Source organism: Gluconacetobacter takamatsuzukensis, assembly GCF_014174275.1.
GTDB lineage: Bacteria > Pseudomonadota > Alphaproteobacteria > Acetobacterales > Acetobacteraceae > Gluconacetobacter > Gluconacetobacter takamatsuzukensis.
Window position 1 is genome coordinate 1 of the sequence record NZ_JABEQK010000015.1, and the last position, 21,210, is coordinate 21,210.

The following is a 21,210-nucleotide window of genomic DNA, read 5'->3' on the forward strand; positions in this document are numbered from 1 at the left end:
TCCACTCAACCCAGCAGGGCCAAAGAAACTAGCAGGTCCAAACCGCCAAGTCAAGAACCTCAGCCCCGGCGGTGAACAGCGATCTACACCCCACCCCAAACACCGTCAACAGCCAAAAATGAACTTCGTCGTTTTTTTCTGACCCACCGATCAGAAAATGGCGGTTTCAGGCCGTTTTGCCCCGATCGATCAGCATGTTGGTCACGGCTGCCTTGAACGGAGCGAGGGAATCGGCCGCCCGCAGGCCGGCCCGACGCAGGTAGCGAAAGGGCGATTCGTCGCGCGTATAGAGGGTGGCAATGCCGTTGGTGGCGGCAAACAGCGGCGCCGTGGTCAGGCGATGCCGCATGGAGAACCGCCGCAACACCGCAGCCGACCCCGGATCGCCATCGCGCGCCATCCCCGCCGCGATTTCCTGGGCCAGGATACCCTGCCCCTTCAGGCCCAGGTTGAACCCGTGCGCGGTGATCGGATGCATGCCCACCGCCGCGTCGCCGATCAATGCGAAGCGCCGCGCCGTGAAGCGATGCGCATAGACCGCCCGCAAGGGATAGACATGCCGCGAGCTGACCAGCCGCATCGCCCCCAGCCGGTTGCCAACCCGGGCCATGATCTCCTCGTTGAATCGCTCGCGCTCCATGGTCCGCAGCACTTCGATCCGGTCCGGCGGCAGGGTCAGGACCAGCGAGGACGCACCGCCATTGACCGGCAGCAGCGCAATCGTCTGCCCGTCATCGAACCATTGGGTCGCCACATGATGATGGGGCGATTCATGCGCCATCCGACAGACCAGCATCGATCGATGGAAATCATGGACGATCGCCCCGATCCCCTGCAAACGCCGGATTTCGGAAAACCGCCCATCGGCCGCAATGGCCAGGCGCGACATCACGTCGCCCCCCTCGGCCAGCACGGTCACGCCATCGCCGTCGTCCCGCACACGCCGCGTCGCAACACCCGCGCGCAGCACGATCCCGGGACGCGACACGGCCTCTTCATACAAGGCCCGCCGGATCAGGTGATTGGAAACCAGATACCCCAGCGCCTCGACGCCCTGGCCGTTCGTATCGAAGGTCAGCGGATGATTATGTCGCCCCGTCTCCACCCGTGCTTCGCGCAGGGGGGAAATGCCCACCGAGGGAATGCGCGCCCACGCCCCCGCGTCCCGCAGGAGCGAGACCGAATGATGGGTCAGGGCGATTTCCCGCCCGTCGAACGCGGGTTCGGCCAGCGCGGCCTGTGGCGCGCGCTCCAGGACAGTGACCGACAGGCCCAGGCTCTCCAGCGACAGGGCCGTGGCCAGGCCGGCGGGACCGCCGCCGATGATCGTGACGTCGCTGCGCATCTCGCCCCTCCCTATCCGCTCTCTTACCTGTCCGCCCCGAACGTGACCGGCGCGCCGTGCCACTCGGCTACATAATCGTCCACCGGCCGGCGCGAAGGCACGGCCCGGTCAGGGGCCGGCGTGCCCACGAACAGGAAGCCCGCCAGCCGGTGCGGCGCCGCGAACCCAAGCGCCGAGGCCACCGCCGGATCAACGGCCATGTCGCCCGTCACCCAGACCCCGCCGAACCCGGTCGCATGCAGCGCATTGAGAATGTTCATCGCTGCCGCCGCGACCGCCATTTCCTGCTCGATCACCGGGATCTTGTCCTCGGGCCGCAGATGCATGCCCAACGCAATGGTCAGCGGCATGGTGGAAAACCGGCTGCGCCGCTTCTCGATCTTCGCGGCCGGCACATCCGGATCGCGCGCAAGCATGCCCGCCACCACCAGCTCGGCCAGCTTCGGCCGCGCCTCCCCGCGGATCAGCACATACCGCCACGGCCGCAAGCGGCCATGATCGGGCGCACGCATCGCGGTGGACAGGATATCCTCCAGCACCGATCCTTCGGGCGCGGGTTCGGACAGGGCGTCGGTCGATGAGCGGGACAGCAGGCTGTCGAGCACGGCCATATCGGGGCCTCCTTGGTCTCGGGCCCCGGCAGCGGTCGCGCGGCCCTGGCCGGCACCATGCCGCAGAAGGAAGATGAAGCCAATATCTGCCGCCCGCGCCCCAGAGGCGCAAGACAGGACCGGCGACACCCCGACGCCCCCTACAGGAGAGTGGCCTAACGCGGCCCACTCCTGTAGGAGAACGGGCATGGATACTGCCCGCACAGCCACGATTCATCGCGTCACCAGCGAGACCGACATCACGCTCCGACTGAACCTGGACGGCACCGGCCAGGCACGGATCGCGACCGGAATCGGCTTCTTCGATCACATGCTGACGGCACTGGCCCGCCACGGCCTGTTCGATCTGGAGATCGAGGCCAAGGGCGACCTCCATATCGATTTCCATCACACCACCGAGGATACCGGCATCGCGCTCGGTCAGGCCTTCGTCCGCGCGATCGGCGACAAGCGCGGCATCCGCCGCTTCGGCCACGCCCTGGTGCCGCTCGACGAGGCACTGAGCGAAGTGGTGGTCGATATCTCGGGCCGTCCCTTCCTCGCCTGGTCGGTCGATTTCACGCGCGACAAGATCGGCGAGATGGACACCGAACTGTTCGAGGAATTCTTCCGCGCCTTTGCCATGAGCGCCATGCTGACGCTGCACGTCACGCAGAAGGCCGGGCGGAACTGCCACCATATCGCCGAAGCCTCGTTCAAGGCGGCAGCCCGGGCCCTGCGCATGGCGGCGGAGCCCGACCCACGCGCGGCCGGCAGCATCCCCTCGACCAAAGGCGTGCTGTGACCAGCTATTCCTCCTGGTTCCGGCCCGACGACCGCCGGCCGCCCGTCCTGGTGGCCGATCGCCTGTCCTGGCGGGTGCTGCTGCTGGGCTGGCTGGGGCTGGTGATCCAGGGAAGCTGGATCGCCGGACTGCTGGCCGGCGCCGCCAGCCTGGCCCTGATGGGCGCGGTAGAGGTGGCGCATCTGCCGCTCCTGCCGTTCTGGGCCGGACTGCATCTGTTGCTGGGCCTGAACACCGCCGATATCCGGGCATGGGAATTGCGCCTGAACGGCCTCGCCGCCGGCCCGATCATCGTCGCGCAAGGGCGCGAAGCCGCACTGCTGCGCCTGCTGGAGCGCAATCCCACGCTCGCGCGCACCCGCGGAACGACGGCTGAGGCATAAGACATGACATCCGCGACGCAATCCATCGTGGTCATCGATTATAATGGCGGCAACCTGGCATCCGCTGCCCGGGCGCTGTCGCGCGCGGCGGCCGATAGCGGCATCGACGTCGAGGTCACGATCTCGGCCGACCCGCAGGCCGTGCGCGGGGCAGACCGGATCGTGCTGCCCGGCCAGGGCGCCTTCGCCGACTGCGCCGCCGGGCTCGAGGCCGTGCCGGGACTACGCGCCGCCATCATCGACGCGACGGACGCCGGCACGCCCTTCCTCGGCATCTGCGTCGGCATGCAGTTGATGGCCCAGCGCGGGCTGGAACACGCCGTCACTCCCGGTTTCGGCTGGATCGCGGGCGAGATCGCGCCGATGGAGGCCCCCGGCCTGCGCCTGCCGCAGATGGGGTGGAACCGGCTGGATTTCACGCCGGGCGCACATCCGCTGACCGACGGGCTGGACTCGGACGCCCACGGCTATTTCGTCCATTCCTATGCGCTGCGCCACGGCACGCCCGACCAACTGGTGGCCACCACCGATTATGGCGGGGCCGTCCCGGCGATCGTGGCCCATGGCAACCGCGCCGGCACCCAGTTCCATGTCGAGAAAAGCCAGACGGTCGGCCTGCGAATCCTGTCCAATTTCCTGCGCTGGACCCCAGCCCGCGAAGGAGCCCCCGCATGACGAGCATCGGCAATTCCACCCACGACCAGCCGCGCGCCGAACGCGTCCAATCGCTGACGGAGGACGAGCTTCAGGCCCTGTGCGAAGCCACCGACGCCGCGATCCTCGATGGCGGCGGGTTCGGCTGGCTGAACGTGCCGGGCCGCCAGGCGATGGAGCGCTATTTCCGGGGCCTGCTGATGGTGCCGGAACGCATGCTGTTCGTGGTGCGTCTGGACGGCGTCATCGTCGGCGCCGCCCAGATGGTCCGCCCCCCCCGCAACAACGAAGCGCAGGCGATGAGCGCGACGCTCATGCATCTCTATGTCGCGCCCTACGCCAGGGGGCGCGGCCTGGGCCGGCTGCTGCTGCTCGAAGCCGAGCAATGCGCGCGCGCCATGGGCTACCAGATCCTGAACCTGGATGTGCGCGAGACCCAGGAGGCCGCGATCCGGCTGTTCCGTACGTTCGGTTTCCATCAATGGGGCACCCACCCCAGCTATGCCCGCGCCGACGGGCGCACGGTGCGGGGCCTGTTCTTCACCAGGCGCCTGCAGGATAATGAGCGGGTCGTCCCTGCCCACCCGCAGGCTTCCTCCGTTCCCATTCCCGCGACAGGACCCGCCAGCGTGACCGGCCACAGCCTGACCCTCTACCCCGCCATCGACCTCAAGGACGGCGCCTGCGTACGCCTGCGCCGGGGCGAGATGGACGACGCCACGGTCTATTCCGACGATCCCGGCGCCCAGGCCCGCGCCTGGATCGCGGCGGGCTGCGGCTGGCTGCATGTGGTCGACCTCAACGGTGCCTTCGCCGGCAAGTCGGCCAACAGTGCCGCGATCGAATCCATCATCGCCAACGCCACCGTGCCGGTGCAGCTGGGCGGCGGCCTGCGCGACCTGGGCAGCATCGAACGCTGGCTGGCCGCCGGAATCAGCCGCGTCATCCTGGGCAGCGTGGCGGTAAAGAACCCCGAACTGGTCCGCGCCGCCTGCCGCGCCTTCCCCGGCCGCATCGTCGCAGGCATCGACGCGCGCTCGGGGCAGGTGGCCACCGAAGGCTGGGCCGAAACCTCGGACATGAAGGCCATCGACCTGGGCCGCCGGATGGAGGATGCCGGCGTCGCCGCGATCATCTTCACCGAGATCAGCCGCGACGGCATGCTGACGGGCATCGACATCGCCCAGACCGCCGAACTGGCGAACAGCCTGTCGATCCCGGTCATCGCCAGCGGCGGCGTCGGCAATATCGAACATCTGCGCGCATTGCGGGCCGCCACCGTCACCGCCCCGGGGATCGAGGGCGTGATCGTCGGCCGCGCCTTGTACGACGGCAGGGTCGACCCCGCCGACGCCTTGCGGATCCTGTCCTGATGCTGAAGCTGCGGGTCATCCCTTGCCTCGACGTCAAGAACGGCCGGGTGGTGAAGGGGGTCAATTTCGTCTCGCTGCGCGACGCGGGCGACCCGGTGGAGCAGGCGGCGATCTACGACGCCGCCGGCGCGGACGAGCTGACCTTTCTCGACATCACCGCCAGCCACGAAAACCGCGACACGATCCTCGACGTGGTCAACCGCACGGCGGAGAAGATCTTCCTGCCCCTGACCGTGGGCGGCGGCGTGCGCACGACCGACGACATGCGCCGCCTGCTGCTGGCCGGCGCCGACAAATGCGCGATGAATTCCGCCGCCGTCAGCCGGCCGGAACTGGTCAACGAAGCCGCGCGCAAATTCGGCAGCCAGTGCGTGGTGGTGGGCGTCGACGCCCGGTCCGACGGGCATGGATCATGGGAGGTCTACACCCATGGCGGCCGCACCCCCACCGGCCGCAACGCCATCGACTGGTGCCGCGAAGTGACCGAGCGCGGCGCCGGCGAAATCCTGCTGACCAGCATGGACCGCGACGGCACCCGCAGCGGGTTCGACCTCGACCTGCTGCGCGCGGCCTGCGGCGCGGTGCGGGTGCCGGTCGTCGCCTCGGGCGGCGTCGGCACGCTGGAACATTTCGTCGAGGGCGCGCGCGCCGGGGCCACCGGCCTGCTGGCCGCCAGCGTGTTCCATTTCGGCCAGTTCACCATCCCGCAGGTCAAGCAGGCCCTGGCGGATGCCGGCCTGCCGGTTCGCCACACGCCGGCCGCCAGATCCTGAACGGCGCGAACACCCAAGCGAGGGCATGATGCCAAAGATCCCGAAGACCACGCGCAAGAACGACGACACCAAGGCCGCCGGCAAGAAGAGCGTCACCAAGAAGACGGCCCGGAAAAAAGCCGCCCCCGCCGTCCCCGCCATCAAGGCGGTCCCCCCCCTGCCCGCCGAACCGGCGGCAACGGCGGAAATCCTCGACCGGCTGTTCAACGTCGTCGTGTCCCGCAAGGGCACCGACCCCGCCATCAGCCATTCGGCACGCCTGCTGTCGCGCGGCCGGCGCAAGATCGCCCAGAAATTCGGCGAGGAAGCGGTCGAATGCCTGATCGAGGCCGTCGCCGGCAATGCCGAGGAACTGATCGGCGAAAGCGCCGACGTGCTCTACCACCTCATCGTCATGTGGGTTGATGCCGGCATCCATCCGTCGGATGTATGGTCCGAACTGACGCGCCGTCAGGGCACCAGCGGCATCGCCGAAAAGGCCGCCCGCCCCCGCGACCCGTTGGCGGTGTAAAGCAAGGAGGCATGTCCATGGCCGTTTCCGGACGGGGTCCCTACGACCCGCAAAACGTCTTCGCCAAGATCCTGCGCGGTGAAATCCCCTGCCGCAAGGTCTACGAAAACGAGTACGCGCTGGCGTTCCACGACATCGCGCCCCAGGCGCCGGTCCATGTGCTGGTGATCCCCAAGGGCCCCTACGTCTCCTACGCCGATTTCAGCCAGACGGCCGCCGATCCCGAAATCGCGGGCTTCACCCGCGCGGTCGGCCATGTGGCGGCACTGCTGGGACTGGAAGAGAACGGCTACCGCCTGCTGGCGAACATGGGGGTCGCAGCGGGGCAGGAAGTGCCGCACTTCCATGTTCATCTGTTCGGGGGCGCCGCTTTGGGGCCGATGCTGCATCGGTCCTGAACGGGCGCTCTTCGTCGGGGCCCTGCCCCGATACCCGATGGCTGTCGATCCCCACCCGGCATTGATACCGCCCCGTCGAGCGGATACGATATTTCAAAATATTGCCAAACGGGAGCCAACGGGAATGATCACGCAGAAAGGCGCGCCATTGCGCGCCCTCGCCATCCTGACCATGCTGGCCGGCCTCCCCTCCTGCGAAACGGCCGACCAGAGGATCGCGCAGAAGGAAGACCATCTCGCCGCGGCGGGCTTTGCCCTGAAACCCGTCAACTCGCCGCAGCAGCAGGCGATGCTGAACCGCCTCCCGCCCCACCATTTCGTCCGCAGGACGCACGGCAACAGCGTCTTCTACGTTTTCGCCGACCCGACCGTCTGCGACTGCCTGTATATCGGCGACCAGGCCGCCTACGACAATTACCAGAGCTACCGCCAGCAGAAGATGCTGGCCGACGAACAGCAGATGACGGCCGGAGAATACCGGGACGCCGCCTGGAACTGGAACGCATGGGGTCCGATGACCGGCCCCGGCTGGGGCGGCTGGAACCCGGCCTGGAACCCCGCCTGGGGCAACTGGGACCCCGGCATGGGCCAGTATAACGCCGGCTGGTAAGCAAGGCTCATCCGGCAACCGGACGGATATTGCCGTCGGCACATCCTAATCGTGGCGGATCCGTGCGGAGACATAAGGATCCGGCGTGTAGGCCAGGTCGGCAACCCACGGCCATGTCGGCCTGCGCCGGTGATTGGCGATATGGACGATATCCTGATCGATGGCCCCCGGCGAAAGCGCCATCAGCGCCGGATTGGCCAGCGGTTTCATCGTCGGGTTCAGATACCCGCATTTCAGCACGACGATCTTGAAGCGCGTCGGTTCCAGCCCGATATCCCGGAACGCTTCGGCGGCATGATACAATCGCCGCCGGGCCGACAGGGTGGCGGTAATGCCGTCGAATGTAACGACAGCTTCCCCGTCCTCCGGACGCGCGACAGATGTCAGATGCCTGACAGTCGCCGTCACGTGCACAGGCTTGCACATCAGCGGGTCCAGCGTGGCGCCAATGGAAAGCGGCAGCACGGCACCGACACCTGCCTTGTAGCAGGCATCGGTCGCGGCCCGATCCGTCATGCCCCCCAGCAGGACATCTTTGGCACCAGCCTTGAGCAGGGCCTGCAAGAAGAAGGTCTGGTCGGAATTTCCGCCCCCACCCGGATTGTCCCCGGAATCCGAAATGACGACCGGATGGGTTTTCGACTTCATGGCGCGGGCGAGGCATTCCTCGATCGTCCCGGCCGGCGCACCAAAATGGAATTCATGCCGTGAATCCCAATAGCGTTGCGCAAGTTCGGCGGCGATCCGCTTCTGTTCGTCCAGGTTCGTCCCCGTCACCACGACCGATGCCGCGGCGCGCGGCTCATCCGCCCAGACATAACCGACAAGCTGCGAGACATCGAGGATACCCGGCAGACGATTATACTCGCTCAGGTCCGACCACAGGCGCCGCCCCGGCTCCCACTCCGTACTGCTCTGCTCGCCCGGCAACAGCACGGGAATGCTTGCCCACACAATGCCGGGGCGAATGCCGTATCGCAGGCAATGGGTCAACATGTCCGTCGCACGCATCACATTTTCGATGCGATCGACATGCGGCGCGGTACGATAGGCCGTGAAGGCATCCAGCGTATCGACAATCCGCCGGCTGAGATTGCCGTGAAGATCGTAATAGGCCGAAAGAAGACAATCCGGCCCCACGACAGAGCGGGTCGCGGCGTACCAGTCGCCTTCGGCATCCTCCATCCCGTCGACGCTCAGGGCCCCATGCATGGCCAGGTAAACCCCATCCAGCGGCAGGAGCTTGTGCAACCGTTCGAGATATTCGGCTTTCAGCGCCTCATAGGTCGCCCTGTCCACGGGCCCGCCCGGCGGCGCGGAGGCCTCCAGCGTGGGCATGAAATCGACATCATAACGATGCAATGGCTGCGACAGCGGCGCCCCGAAAATCTCGTCCCCCCGCAAGGTGGTAAAATCCGGCAACCGGGAGCGAATGCGACTGTACGTGCTGCATTCCGAAGCGATTCCGCCAACGGCGATGCGGGGAGTCCCTTTAAAGGCCGGTATCAGTCCGGCCGCTCGGCTCTGATGACGATACGCCAGAATCCCTGCCGGAAGCATCTTCAAAACCAGTCTACGCCGCACGCCGTCAACTCCCTTGGTATTCTCTCAGATCCGAAGCGGCAGGCCTCATCGCAGCTCTTCCCCACTCCCTGCCCCGGACAGGAAGTCTGAACGATGCCGATATTGTTTTGCCATGAAAATTAACCGCGCGAGCGCACACCGAACAAACGACCATGCAAGCATCCCCTGCTTCCTCTTTTTCTCCTTGACCTCGTCGTTTGTATACAGAATACTGAACCCATGACGACCACATCGCTCACGACCGAAATCGGCACTTCGATCCCCGAGAACCTCGCCCGGCTGATCGGGGCCGACATCACTTTCGGTCGCCTCGCCGCCTGGACAAGGCTGACCGAAGAGCAAGTCGCGAATACCTATAATGTCAGCCGCTCCCCGGTGCGCGAAGCCATTCGCCTCCTCGAGCGCGACGGCCTGATCGCACGCTCAAGCCGCCGCGGCATATGGGTCGCGCCCTTGTCGCTGAAGGATTTCGACGGCGTCTATGCCTGTCGTATCGCTCTGGAGGCTCTCGCTGCCGAGCAAGCCGCCCGCTCGCCCCACGCCGCCTCCACACGCCCCGCATTCGACCGCCTGCTCACGCGCCTGAGGACGACGCTGGCCAATGGCGACACGGTCGGCTTCTTCGAAGCCGATGTCGAGGGCTCCGAAATCATTTACGATCTTGCGGATAACCCCACCCTCCGGCGGCTTCTGCTGAGCCTCGAAAAGCAGGCTCTCCGTTATCGCTATTTCGCCTATCAGCACAGTGCGGAAGTCACCGCGCTTTCCGTCAACGCCACGCGGGACATCTATGCCCGGATCTGCGAAGGCGACCATGCCCGCGCCCGCGCCCTGACCGAGACCCTGATCAAGGACATCTGGCAATCCACGCGGGAAGTGCTGGCCGATTTCTTTTCCGAGAAAATGCCATGATGCGCAGCGCACGCACTTTCCTGGTCATCGATTCCCACACCGCCGGTCATCCGACACGCGTCATCCAGGCAGGCATTCCTCCGCTTTCGGGGGACAGCGTCCGTGCCCGCCGCGACGATTTCCAGGCCCGTTTCGACGCGCTGCGCCCTGCACTCCTGCACGAACCCGCCGGACATGCCGCGATGGTCGGCGTCGTCATGGTACCATCCGGCGTCGCACAATTCGGCGCGTTCTTCATCTCATCCTATATCTATCTCGACATGTGCGGCCACGCGACGATGGGTCTGGCCAAGACCCTGTCGGTCACCGGGGCGATCGCACCGGACATGCCGTCATTTACCCTGGAGACGCCCGCGGGCATCGTGGACGTGGCACTCGACTGGAGCGATCAAGGCACGCTCAATTCAGTACGAATACGGAACGTTCCGTGTTGCGCAGGTCTTTCCGCCATCAGCCTCGATATTCCCGAAATCGGTACGGTCTCGGCAGACCTGGCATATGGCGGCATCTGGTATGCCGCAGTGGACGCGCGCGCCATTGGGCTCTCCCTCACTGTCGACAATGTACGAACGGCGATGCATTGGGGCAGCCTGATCAAGAAGGCGATCACCGCCGCCATCGCGTCGGAACCCACCGGACTCGGTGGCGGCAGCGAGCCGAGCATCCTTTTCTACGAGGCAATGGGGCCGGCGCACGGGCGCCATCTGGTCGTGCTCTCCCAGGACAAGTTCGACCGGTCTCCATGCGGCACCGGGACCTCGGCCCGCCTCGCCCTTCTTGCCGCACAGGGCATGCTGGAGCCGGGTGAGACCTATATCGCCGAAAACATTCTCGGACAGTCGTTCCGGTGTCGTTTTGTACCAGCGGAAGACACGCGCAACCGGGAAATCATTCCCGAAATCGAAGGCGCCGCCTTCATCACCGCCTTGACCACGATCGTCAAGGAAGATGGTGATCCCCTGGCAGGAGGCTTTCTGTGTCGATGAACACCGTCCCGCCCCGGCACATGAGCCGCCGGCGGATCCTGGGCCTGGCTGCGACCGGGCTGCTCGGCGGCACGCTCGACGGGCGCCGCGCCGATGCCACCACGGACGATCCCAACACCGTTCTGCATCGCATCATCTCGCGCGGCACGCTGAATGTGCCCGTCATGGTCGGGGAAGAACCCGGCTATGTCAAAGACCCCGCCACGGGGGAATGGTCTGGATATTATCTGGATTTTCTCCGTTCGATCGCATCGGTTCTGAAAGTCGACATCAGGACCGTCGAGACGAACTGGGGCAATCTCGCGGCCGATTTCGAGGCCGGCAAGATCGATGTCGCCGTCGGCGTCAATCCGAATGCCCAGCGTGCCCTGGTGGTCGACTACCTGCCGGACCCGATCTTCTTCGATGCGTGGTCGGTCCTGATGCCACCCGATCGCCATGTGTCCAGCTGGTCCGAACTCGACCGCCCCGAATCCCGGGTCGTCGTGCAACTGGGCAGCACCATGCAGATCGTAGCCGGCGCGCAGCTACCAGCCGCCACGATCGTTCCCGTAGCCGACCGCGCGACCGCTCTTCTTGAAATGGAATCGGGCAGGACGGATGCAGTCGTCCTTGCCGTCTTCGATGCGCTGCAGATCGCCTCTCGCAGGATCAACGGCCACCCCCTTGGCGCCGTCTCCGTTCCGCGCCCGATGCTGCGCAGCCCGGTCATGCTCTGCGTCGCCCGAGAGGCAGGCAATGAAGGCTTCATCAGCTATCTGACCGCGTGGACGCTGGAGCAACGCTCCCTGGGAATGGTGCGCGCCTCGCTTGAACGCGGATGGAAAGCCGCCGGCATCGATGTCGCCGCCATCCCCGCGGAGATTCTCGAATGAGGAATGCCGCGATCCTTTTCCTTCGGGCGGGAGGCTGAGAACATGTTCGACACAAGCGTCGTTGTTCAGAACGCGCCGCTCCTGTTTCGCGGCCTTCTCGTCACCCTGGCCTTTACGGTCACGACCATCGTGGCGGGCCTGTGCATCGGCCTGCTCGTCGGCATGGCGCAGCTCAGCCGAACCCGCCTCCTGCGCTGGCCGGCCCGGGTCTATGTCGAATGCCTGCGCAACGTGCCGCTGCTCGTCACCCTGCTCTGGATCTACTACGCACTCCCCATCTTCGCGCATATCTCCGTTACCCGCATGACGGCCGGCTTCGTCGCCCTGACGCTCTACGTCTCATCGTTCTACGCCGAAATCCTCCGTGGCGGCGTACTGGCCGTCGATCGGGGTCATATCGATGCCGCGACCGCACTCGGCATGTCGCGGGGCCATATCTTCTTTCGCGTCGTCCTGCCCCAGGCCGTCTCGAAGATGCTGCCGTCCCTGGTCGGCCAGTCGATCATCCAGATGAAGAATACGACGCTGCTTTCGGCCATCACGGTGCCGGACCTGCTCTACCAGGGCACCTATGTCAGCAGCTTCACCTATCATCCGGTCGAGATCTACACCTGCATCGGGGCGATCTTCCTGGCCATCCTCCTCCCCATGACGATGCTCGCCCGCCGTATGGAGCAGCGTCATGGCTGAGCCGGTTCGCAATTCCGGCCCGGATGAGGGCGTCGCACTCCGGGCCGAAGACATCTGCATGGCACGCGGCGGCCATATCATTCTCGATCATGTCAACCTGACGATCCGGCGCGGCGAGGTCGTCGTGCTGCTCGGTAGCAGCGGGTCGGGAAAAACCACCCTTCTCCGCTCGCTGAATCTTCTCAACGAGCCCGATTCGGGGCGCGTCAGCGTCGAGGGAACGACGATTTTCGACCGCGGCCCGGATGGCAGGCAGGGCACACGCTGCACGCCCCGCGACCTGGCACAGGTCAGGGCGCGGATGGGCATGGTCTTCCAGCACTTCAACCTGTTTCCCCACATGACGGTGCTGGCCAATATCGTCGAGGCACCGTGCCGGGTGCAGAACATCCCCCGCCCCCAGGCCGAGGCGCGTGCCAGGGCGCTCCTGGCCCAGATGGGACTGGAAAGATTCTCGTCGGTGCGCCCCGGCCGCCTGTCCGGCGGCCAGCAGCAGCGCGTCGGCATTGCCCGCGCACTCGCCATGGAACCGTCGATCATGCTGCTCGACGAACCGACATCCGCCCTGGATACGGAAATGGTCGGCGAAGTGGTCTCCGTGATCCGCACCCTGGCACGGGCCGGCATGACCATGGTCATGGTCACGCACGAACTCGGCCTAGCGCTCGAACTCGCCGACCGCGTGGTGATCCTCGACCAGGGCAAACTGATCGCGGACGGTCCACCCAGGACCGTCTTGCTGCATCCCACCAATGCGCGGGTCCAGCGCTTCGTCGGCCGCTTCCACGCCTCCGTCGAGGCCCTGCGACCACTCTGGGAAGCCCGCCGGCACGACAATCCGGGCACCAGTCCCACCGCTCCCTGAGGATTTCAGAATCATGCTCCATCCCGTTGATCCAGGATCCCTCTCCATGCCGTCGGGCCATTTTATCGGCGGCCGATTTGTCCAGATGTCCGGCGAGAAGATCCAGGTCTCCTGCCCGTCCGACGGGCGGCATCTCGGCACGCTGGACGATGCCGGCGAAAACGGCGTCGACGAAGCGGCGAAGGACGCGCGCAACGCGCTGGCGCGCAGCAGCTGGGCCACCGCCAATCCGCGGGAACGCGGCCGCGCGCTCTGCGCCTTTGCCGATGCGATCGAGGCCCAGGCCGAACGGCTGGCCATGATCGAGGCCGTCGGCTCCAGCCGGCTCCTGCGGCTGACGCGCACGCGCGACATCACGCGCACCGCCGGCGTCATCCGCTATTACGGCGAATTCTGCGACAAGCTCGACGGAAGCCTGACACCCGCCGGCAACGGTGTCATGAGCGCCGTGCGCAACGAGCCCTACGGCGTCGTCGCCGGGATCGTGCCCTGGAATTTTCCCATCATCACGGCGGCCTGGAAATTCGCCCCCGCTCTCGCGGCGGGCAATGCCGTGGTCATGAAGACCTCCGAACTGACGCCCCACTCCCTGCTGGCGGTCGCGGAGATCGCCTGCCAGGCCGGCCTGCCGCCGGGGCTCCTGAACGTGGTCAACGGCTACGGGGCGACGACGGGCGCGGCACTCGTGCGCCATCCGGAGATCGGCATGGTGTCCTTCACCGGTTCGACCAAAACCGGCGCGGACATCATGAGCCTGGCCGCCTATCACGGGATCAAGCCCGTCTCGCTCGAACTCGGCGGCAAGGGTCCCCAGCTCGTCTGCGCCGATCCCGGCGACCTGGACGACATCGCCGGCAAGGTGGCCGCTGGATTCATCGACAATGCCGGGCAGGTCTGCACGGCCGGCTCACGCCTCATCGTCCACGAATCGATCGCCGATGCGCTTCTGGAGCGGATCGAGCAGAAATGCCGCGATGTGCATCCCGGCCGCACATGGGACGACGCGACGACACTGGCGCCGGTCATCAGCGCGGGCCAGCTCGCGCGAATCAGTACCCTCGTGAACCAGACGGTGGCGGAGGGCGCGACCGTCCGCATCGGCGGCGCACCGATCCCCTCGCCCTATGGTAGCGGGCATTTCCACGCACCGACGATCCTGGAAAATGTCGGTCGCGACATGACCGGATTCCGCGAGGAATTTTTCGGACCCATCCTGATCGTCGACCGTTTCCGCGACTTCGAGGAAGGACTGGCGAAGACCCGGCACCCTGTCTACGGCCTGTCGGCGAATGTCTATACCCGCTCGCTGCCGGAAGCCATGAGAGCCGTCGAGACCATCGAGGCAGGCATGATCTGGGTGAACCAGCCGGGACGCGCGCCGGAATTCACATTTCCCGCCGGCGGTTTTCGCAGTTCGGGGTTCGGCAAGGATATGGGCCGCGAAGGGCTCCTCGGCTTCACGCGCCAGAAAGCCGCCTGGATCAATTATGCCGCCTGACGCCACGAAAGCCCCCCAGGACATGAACAGCGATCCCTACGATTTCATCATCATCGGCGGTGGGTCGGCAGGCGCGGTCATGGCCGGCCGCCTGTCGGCGCGCAGCAACCTGCGCGTCCTCCTTCTCGAAGCCGGACCGGACATTCCGCCCGACAACGTGCCGGACATCATCGCCGACAGCTATCCCGGCCTGTCCTATTTCGATCCGCGTTTCCATTGGGAAAGACTGCGCGTCTACACGACGCGTCGCAACAATGGCGGCCCGGGCACGCGCGGCGCGGAAAAGCTCGAGCAGGCCCGCGTCATGGGCGGCGGCTCCAGCATCAACGGCCAGTTCGCCATACGCGGCCTGCCCGCGGACTATGACGAATGGGAACAGAACTACGGTGCGAAAGGCTGGGGATGGAACGACATGCTCCCCTGCCTGAAGCGCCTCGAACGCGATCTGGATTTTCCCTCGGCCGACCTGCACGGCCATGACGGCCCGATGCCCATCCGTCGCCTTTTTCCCGATCAGTGGGCCGGTTTTACAAATGCCGTGGCCGCCACCCGAAAGGCGGACGGCGCCAGGTACGAGGCCGACTATAACGCCAGCACCGACGACGCGATCTTTCCGCTCCCCCTGGCCAACGAAAACGACCACCGCGTCTCGACAGCGACAGCCTACCTGAACGCCGATGTGCGCAAACGCCCGAACCTGCACATCATGGGCGATGCCGAAGTTCAGGAAATCCTGTTCGAGGGCAGCCGTGCCACAGGCGTCCATGCCCGTGTCGGGGGGAAGGAGACCCGGTTCGCGGCGCGCGAGGTGATCCTCTGCGCAGGCGCGCTTCACTCGCCGGCCATGCTGCTGCGCGCGGGAATCGGCTCCGCGCTTTACCTGAAGCAGATCGGCGCGGACGTGCGGGCCGATGTCCCGGGCGTGGGCGAGAACCTTCACGACCATCCCCATATCGCGGTCGGTGCCCACCTCAAGGCCAGGGGGCGTCTGCCCAAGGGCCAGAGGCGCCATATCTTCATGGGCGAGCGCTACAGTTCCGGCCATGCCGGCTGCACGCCGGGCGACATGCTGCTCATGCCCGTCAACCGGGCCGGCTGGCATCCTCTCGGCTTCAGCATGGGCGCGCTGAATATCTGCGTGAACAAATCCTACTCTCGCGGACGGGTCCGCATCCATTCGCTCTCGCCGGCCGACGAGCCCCTCGTCGAACTCGACCTCAGTTCGGACCGGCGCGACCTTCTGCGCCTCGCGGACGGGTTTCGCCGCATCCATGCCATCATGACGAGCGGCCCCCTGCGCGACTGCGTCAACACATGGTTCCTCGCAGGATACAGCGACGAAGTCCGCGCCATGAGCGTCTTCAGTCGCAAGACCTGGTTCAAGACCGCGACCGCCGCGCTCCTGCTCGACATTCCCGGCATTCGCGGGGCCGTCCTCCGTCACAAATTCGGAACCCAGACACGGATCAACCAGCTGATGGCCGATCCCGAGGCGCTTCTGGAATGGGTGCGCAGCGCGGTCTGGTCCGGCTGGCACGTCTCGGGCTCGTGTCGCCTGGGCACCGACGACGATCCACATGCCGTCGTCGATCTCCGATGCCGGGTCCGGGGCATCCAGGGGCTGCGCGTCGTCGACGCCTCGATCATGCCGAGCATCATCAGCGCCAACACCAACATCACGACCATCGCGCTCGCCGAGCGCGCCAGCGAACTCATTCTCGCCGAATAAGGAAATCCGCCAATGCGACCCAATCTTTTTCGCCAGAAGCTCGATCGCGGTGAAACCGGCTATGTCGGCTGGCTCATGATCCCCTCGTCCATCAGCGCCGAGATGATGTCCCTCCAGGGATGGGATGCCCTGACCATCGACATGCAGCATGGGCTGATCGACTACAGCGACGCCCTGACCATGCTGCAGGCCATTTCCAGCACCGACGTCACGCCGCTCATCCGCGTTCCTTCGCTCGACGCCGGCATGATCGGCAAGGCCCTCGACGCCGGCGCCTACGGGGTGATCTGCCCGATGATCAACACGCGCGCGCAATGCGAGGCCCTTGTCGCCGCATGCCGTTACGCGCCGCTCGGCCACCGCAGCATGGGGCCGGTCCGCGCGACCATGTATGCGGGCGCCGACTACGCCGCCAATGCCGACAGGACGGTGATGGCCATTGCCATGATCGAAACACAGGAAGCGTTCGACAATCTCGACGAGATTCTCTCCACCCCCGGACTGGACGCGATCTTTGTCGGCCCGTCCGATCTCTCCCTTTCCATGGGCGGCCCGCCGGGCTTCGATCCCACCACGCCGCACATTCGCGAGGCCCTAGTGACGATCGCCACGGCCGCGAAACGTCACGGCGTCATCGCCGGGCTGCATACCGGCGCGGTCGCGTATACGCGCAGCATGGAAGAGGCGGGATACGATTATTTCGCGTTCCTGAGCGAACTGCGCTTCATGGCGCTCAACAGCGCGACCATGCTGTCCGCGCTTCGCGCCAATGCCGCACCGACCCAGCACGCTTCCACGAACTCGTACTGAGGGATCCGTCGGTGGACGACCTTGCCAATGACCAACGGAAGCGCGTGACGGTAATCGGTGCGGGAATCATCGGCGTCTGCGTCGCGCGTTATTTGCAGATGGACGGGTTTTCGGTCGACATCGTCGATCCCGAACCACCGGGAAGCATGTGCTCCTACGGCAATGCCGGCGGCATCTGCCCTGGTTCATGCGTCCCGATCGCCGGCCCGGGCATGCTGCGCAAGGTGCCGGGATGGCTGCTGGACGAAGACGGGCCGCTGCATATCCGCATCGCTTTCCTGCCCCACATGATCCCGTGGCTGGTAAGCTTCCTGCGGGCCGGGCGCGAAGACGCCGTGCGACGCATCTCGCGCCAGATGAGCGCCCTGCATGCCCAGACCTACCGTTTCTACGAGCCCCTTCTGCGCGACGCGTCGTGCCCGGACCTCCTGGAGCGCAACGGCCAGCTCTTCGTCTACGACGAGGAGAATGGACCGGCAGCCGACGCATTCGGACTGGGCCTGCGCCGCGACGCGGGCGTCAGGATCGAGCTTCTGGACCAGCACGCGCTGCGCGATCTCGAACCCGCCCTCTCCTCACGCTTCAAAAGCGCGGTCTACCTGCCCGAGCAGGGGCAATGCCGCAATCCGGGACGCCTCGTCACCAGCATCGCGGAAAGCGTGGTCCGGGCGGGCGGCACGATAATGCGCCGGCGGGTCAACGCCATCGAAATGGACAATGGACGCGCGCGCGCATTGCTGACCGACGCCGGCCGCCTTGCCGTCGACCAGGTCGTCATTGCCGCGGGCGCATGGTCCCGGGCGCTGGTTCGCAACCTGGGCCTCGATGTGCCCCTCGAGACGGAACGCGGCTATCACGCGATGCTGCTGGGTACGCAGACCCCTTTGCGCACGCAGACGATCTGGTCGAAACGCAAGTTCGTCGCGTCGCAGATGGAGCAGGGGCTTCGTTTTGCGGGCACGGTCGAATTCGCGGGACTGGAGGCGCCGCCGGACATGCGGCGCGCCGACACCTTGCTGCGGCTCGGCCGGCGGATGTTCGCCCGCGCGCCCGAGGGCGAGGTCTCGCGCTGGATGGGCTTCCGCCCGAGCCTGCCGGACAGCCTGCCCGTCATCGGCCGGGCACCCGGCTGTGCCAATGCCTTCCTGGCCTTCGGACACGGTCATATGGGGCTGATCGGCGGCTCGACCACCGGCCGCCTCGTGGCCGACCTCATCGGCGGCCGCACGCCCGTCATAGACCCCGCCCCCTATCGCCTCGAACGCTTCCGGTCCTACAGGAGGAAAGCCGCATGACCGCTCGCGACCAGCGCCCCCATATCCTTCAGGCCGGCCCGCTGATGCCCTATCTGGAAGAGCGCCTGAACGCGCGCTTCTCGGTCACACGCCTGACGGACCTGCCCGAACGCGCGGGTCACCTCGCCGCCACGGGCCACGATTACACCGCCATCGTGACCAGCACCTTCCTCGGGCTGAAGCCGGAGATCCTGGATTCCTGTCCGAACGTGCGCCTTGTCGCCTCGTTCGGCGTCGGCACCGACAGCCTGCCCGTGGACCATGCCACGAAGCGCGGCGTCCTGGTCACCAATACGCCGGACGTCCTCAACGACGACACCGCCACGATGGCGATCGCCCTTCTCCTCGCCTGCACGCGGAACATCGTCGCCAACGATCGCTACGTCCGGGCGGGGGAATGGCGCCTGCGGGGCGACCCGCCGCTCGGCCGCAGTCTCCGCGGCAAGCAGGTCGGGATGGTCGGCCTCGGCCGGATCGGACTGGAGATCGCGCGGCAACTCGAAGTCTTCGGCTGCGAGATCGCCTACCACACACGCACCCCCCGCCCCGACCTGCCCTATCGTCACGAGGCGGACCTCGAGACGCTCGCCCGCATGTCGGCTGCCCTCATCGCCATTGTTCCGGGCGGCCCGGCCACGCACCACCTGATCGGCGCCCGCATTCTCGACGCGCTGGGGCCGGAGGGCGTGTTCATCAACGTCGCCCGCGGATCGGTCGTCGACCAGGACGCCATGATCGCGGCCCTGCGCGACGGCCGGCTCGGTCATGCCGGGCTCGATGTCTACGACGACGAGCCCAACGTGCCCGACACGCTGGCCGCACTGCCCAATGTAGTGCTCCAGCCGCACCAGGCCAGCGCCACGCGCGAGACACGCGAAGCGATGGCCGATCTCGTGCTGGCCAATCTCGATCGTTTTTTCGCCGACCGCACGGTCGTCACTCCCGTCGTTCCCGCCACCCGCACATCATGAGGCCTTCCATGAACACGCCAATCCTCAACATCATCGACGGCACGCCGATCGCTCCGGATGGAAGCGAGACCTGGCAGATCGCGAACCCGGCGCGCCTCGACCTTCCGTCGCGGCACTATGCGCTTTCGTCGCCCGAACAGGTCGACCTGGCGGTCGCGGCAGCCCACACGGCGCAGAAGATCTGGGCCGAGACCTCTCCCATGCTGCGCGCGGACCTGATGATGAAGGCGGCCGCCCTGATCGCGGAAAGGCAGGAGGAACTCGCGCTCCTCATCACGCGCGAAATGGGCAAACCCCTTGTGGAATCCCGTGGCGAGGTCGGATATGCGGCGAAGATCCTGCAATTCTACGCCGCCGAAGCCCAGCGCCCACGGGGCGAGACGCTGTCGTCGGGCCGTCCGCGCGTCCACTACTACACGGTCCGCGAGCCGATCGGCGTTATCGGCGCCATCACCCCCTGGAACTTTCCCCTCTCCATCGCCTGCTGGAAGATCGGCCCGGCAATCATGACGGGCAACACGGTGGTCTGGAAGCCCTCGCCACAGCATCCGCTCTGTTCGCAGGCCCTGATGCAGGTCTTTCTCGACGCCGGCCTGCCGAACGGCGTGGTCAACATGCTCCATGGCGCGGTAGACGCCGGCAGCGCCCTCGTCGCCCATCCGGGCGTCCAGGGCATCTCCTTTACCGGATCGTCGGCGACCGGCGAGGCGATCTATCAAACCACGTCCGCACGTCTGGCCCGCGCCCAATGCGAAATGGGCGGCAAGAATGTTCTCTACGTCCACGAAAGCGGTGATCTGCAAACCGCCGTGACCCTCGCGATCGAGGGCGCCTTCCGCAGTGCCGGGCAGAAATGCACCGGCACCAGCTGGATTCTGCTCGATCCCGCAATCGCCGATCCGTTCATCGAGGCCTTCCTTGCGCGCGCACGCGCCCTGGATGTAGGCGACCCCGAACTGGCCTCGACCTTTCTCGGTCCCGTCGCGGATGTCCGGCAATTCACCAAGGTCTGCGACTATATCGAGGCCGGCATCGAGGAAGGGCTTGCCCTGTCATGCGGCGGCCTGCCCGCCGCGCCGGAAATGGGCTATTTCATAGCGCCGACCGTTTTCACCGATGTCCCCGCGACATCGCGCCTCGCGCGAGAGGAGATCTTCGGCCCCGTCGTGGCGATCACGCGGGTCGCGGACCTGACGGATGCCATCGACCATATCAACACAGGCACATATGGGCTGAGCAATACCATCATTGCCACCGATCTCGGTGCCATCCAGAAATTTTCCCGCAAGGTCGAATCCGGCGTGATCAACGTCAACCTGCCGACGGCGGGCGTTGAAATGCACGCACCTTTCGGCGGCTGGAAGCGGTCGGGGCTCGGCGCCCCGGAACAGGGCCTGAAGACCCTGGATTTCTACACGCACTGGCGAAGCGTCGCCATCCAGTCACCGATCTGAGATCGCAATACAGACAAAAATAAACAAAGAACAAACATCGCAATATCCGCGCCGGACAGAAAGATGTCAGGCGCGGACCGCCGAATTGCGCCCTGTTTT

The 21,210-nt window shown here is 66.0% G+C and carries 22 protein-coding genes; 19 read left to right on the forward strand and 3 right to left on the reverse strand.

The features are described from left to right. Positions 1-166: 166 nt before the first annotated feature. Together ubiM and HLH27_RS15295 are read right to left on the reverse strand one after the other, a co-directional pair. The gene (gene ubiM, locus HLH27_RS15290) at positions 167-1,345 is read right to left on the reverse strand and encodes a 5-demethoxyubiquinol-8 5-hydroxylase UbiM (RefSeq protein WP_182950913.1); all 1,179 of its coding nucleotides are present in this window, start codon (positions 1,343-1,345) and stop codon (positions 167-169) included. A gap of 23 nt (positions 1,346-1,368) precedes the next feature. Then, positions 1,369-1,956 carry a nitroreductase family protein gene (locus tag HLH27_RS15295; protein WP_182950914.1) on the reverse strand — a complete coding sequence of 196 codons (588 nt, stop codon included), beginning with the start codon at positions 1,954-1,956 and terminating at the stop codon, positions 1,369-1,371. Between the two features lie 187 nt (positions 1,957-2,143). Here HLH27_RS15295 and hisB point away from each other — a divergent pair, with 187 nt between their 5' ends. The 8 genes from hisB (at position 2,144) to HLH27_RS15335 (ending at position 7,442) form a co-directional block, all read left to right on the forward strand. Beyond that, the gene (gene hisB, locus HLH27_RS15300) at positions 2,144-2,740 is read left to right on the forward strand and encodes an imidazoleglycerol-phosphate dehydratase HisB (RefSeq protein ID WP_182950915.1); all 597 of its coding nucleotides are present in this window, start codon (positions 2,144-2,146) and stop codon (positions 2,738-2,740) included. Further along, positions 2,737-3,123: a hypothetical protein gene (locus HLH27_RS15305; RefSeq protein ID WP_182950916.1), complete on the forward strand. Its 387-nt coding sequence runs from the start codon at positions 2,737-2,739 to the stop codon at positions 3,121-3,123. Before hisB ends, HLH27_RS15305 begins: the two co-directional genes overlap by 4 nt. A gap of 3 nt (positions 3,124-3,126) precedes the next feature. Then, positions 3,127-3,798, forward strand: a complete 672-nt coding sequence (gene hisH, locus HLH27_RS15310) for an imidazole glycerol phosphate synthase subunit HisH (protein WP_182950917.1) — start codon at positions 3,127-3,129, stop codon at positions 3,796-3,798. Continuing rightward, positions 3,795-5,150 (forward strand): 1-(5-phosphoribosyl)-5-[(5-phosphoribosylamino)methylideneamino]imidazole-4-carboxamide isomerase, encoded by a 1,356-nt coding sequence (hisA, locus tag HLH27_RS15315; RefSeq protein ID WP_182950918.1) that lies wholly within the window; start codon positions 3,795-3,797, stop codon positions 5,148-5,150. Before hisH ends, hisA begins: the two co-directional genes overlap by 4 nt. Then, positions 5,150-5,923 (forward strand): imidazole glycerol phosphate synthase subunit HisF, encoded by a 774-nt coding sequence (gene hisF / locus HLH27_RS15320; protein WP_182950919.1) that lies wholly within the window; start codon positions 5,150-5,152, stop codon positions 5,921-5,923. The genes hisA and hisF overlap by 1 nt, the downstream gene beginning before the upstream one ends. A 28-nt stretch (positions 5,924-5,951) precedes the next feature. After that, a complete protein-coding gene (locus tag HLH27_RS15325) occupies positions 5,952-6,434 on the forward strand; it encodes a phosphoribosyl-ATP diphosphatase (protein ID WP_182950968.1) in 483 nt (160 codons plus the stop codon). A gap of 17 nt (positions 6,435-6,451) precedes the next feature. Then, on the forward strand, positions 6,452-6,832 hold the full coding sequence (locus HLH27_RS15330; protein ID WP_182950920.1) for a histidine triad nucleotide-binding protein: 381 nt from the start codon (positions 6,452-6,454) through the stop codon (positions 6,830-6,832). 124 nt (positions 6,833-6,956) lie between these two features. Beyond that, positions 6,957-7,442 carry a hypothetical protein gene (locus HLH27_RS15335; protein ID WP_182950921.1) on the forward strand — a complete coding sequence of 162 codons (486 nt, stop codon included), beginning with the start codon at positions 6,957-6,959 and terminating at the stop codon, positions 7,440-7,442. 45 nt (positions 7,443-7,487) lie between these two features. Here the strand turns inward: HLH27_RS15335 and HLH27_RS15340 are convergent, their stop codons facing one another. After that, positions 7,488-8,987: a M81 family metallopeptidase gene (locus HLH27_RS15340; RefSeq protein ID WP_408870862.1), complete on the reverse strand. Its 1,500-nt coding sequence runs from the start codon at positions 8,985-8,987 to the stop codon at positions 7,488-7,490. Between the two features lie 258 nt (positions 8,988-9,245). Between HLH27_RS15340 and HLH27_RS15345 the strand changes: the two genes are divergently transcribed. Genes HLH27_RS15345 through HLH27_RS15395 form a run of 11 tightly spaced genes read left to right on the forward strand, consistent with a single transcriptional unit; the run spans position 9,246 to position 21,111 of the window. Beyond that, positions 9,246-9,938 carry a GntR family transcriptional regulator gene (locus HLH27_RS15345; RefSeq protein WP_182950922.1) on the forward strand — a complete coding sequence of 231 codons (693 nt, stop codon included), beginning with the start codon at positions 9,246-9,248 and terminating at the stop codon, positions 9,936-9,938. Further along, positions 9,935-10,924 (forward strand): proline racemase family protein, encoded by a 990-nt coding sequence (locus tag HLH27_RS15350; protein ID WP_220790443.1) that lies wholly within the window; start codon positions 9,935-9,937, stop codon positions 10,922-10,924. The genes HLH27_RS15345 and HLH27_RS15350 overlap by 4 nt, the downstream gene beginning before the upstream one ends. Further along, entirely contained in the window at positions 10,921-11,799 is an 879-nt protein-coding gene (locus HLH27_RS15355; RefSeq protein WP_182950923.1) for a transporter substrate-binding domain-containing protein, read from the forward strand. The genes HLH27_RS15350 and HLH27_RS15355 overlap by 4 nt, the downstream gene beginning before the upstream one ends. A 42-nt stretch (positions 11,800-11,841) precedes the next feature. After that, positions 11,842-12,489: an amino acid ABC transporter permease gene (locus HLH27_RS15360; protein ID WP_182950924.1), complete on the forward strand. Its 648-nt coding sequence runs from the start codon at positions 11,842-11,844 to the stop codon at positions 12,487-12,489. After that, on the forward strand, positions 12,482-13,354 hold the full coding sequence (locus tag HLH27_RS15365; RefSeq protein ID WP_182950925.1) for an amino acid ABC transporter ATP-binding protein: 873 nt from the start codon (positions 12,482-12,484) through the stop codon (positions 13,352-13,354). The genes HLH27_RS15360 and HLH27_RS15365 overlap by 8 nt, the downstream gene beginning before the upstream one ends. 13 nt (positions 13,355-13,367) lie before the next feature. Beyond that, positions 13,368-14,852: an aldehyde dehydrogenase family protein gene (locus HLH27_RS15370; RefSeq protein WP_182950926.1), complete on the forward strand. Its 1,485-nt coding sequence runs from the start codon at positions 13,368-13,370 to the stop codon at positions 14,850-14,852. After that, positions 14,842-16,581, forward strand: a complete 1,740-nt coding sequence (locus tag HLH27_RS15375) for a GMC family oxidoreductase (protein ID WP_182950927.1) — start codon at positions 14,842-14,844, stop codon at positions 16,579-16,581. The genes HLH27_RS15370 and HLH27_RS15375 overlap by 11 nt, the downstream gene beginning before the upstream one ends. A 12-nt stretch (positions 16,582-16,593) precedes the next feature. Next, complete coding sequence (locus HLH27_RS15380) at positions 16,594-17,391, forward strand: HpcH/HpaI aldolase family protein (protein WP_182950928.1); 798 nt, start codon at positions 16,594-16,596, stop codon at positions 17,389-17,391. Between the two features lie 11 nt (positions 17,392-17,402). Next, the gene (locus tag HLH27_RS15385; RefSeq protein WP_182950929.1) at positions 17,403-18,686 is read left to right on the forward strand and encodes an FAD-dependent oxidoreductase; all 1,284 of its coding nucleotides are present in this window, start codon (positions 17,403-17,405) and stop codon (positions 18,684-18,686) included. Continuing rightward, positions 18,683-19,657, forward strand: coding sequence for a 2-hydroxyacid dehydrogenase (locus tag HLH27_RS15390; RefSeq protein ID WP_182950930.1), 975 nt, complete (start codon positions 18,683-18,685; stop codon positions 19,655-19,657). The genes HLH27_RS15385 and HLH27_RS15390 overlap by 4 nt, the downstream gene beginning before the upstream one ends. Positions 19,658-19,665: 8 nt before the next feature. Then, positions 19,666-21,111, forward strand: coding sequence for an aldehyde dehydrogenase family protein (locus tag HLH27_RS15395; RefSeq protein ID WP_182950931.1), 1,446 nt, complete (start codon positions 19,666-19,668; stop codon positions 21,109-21,111). Positions 21,112-21,210 lie beyond the last annotated feature (99 nt).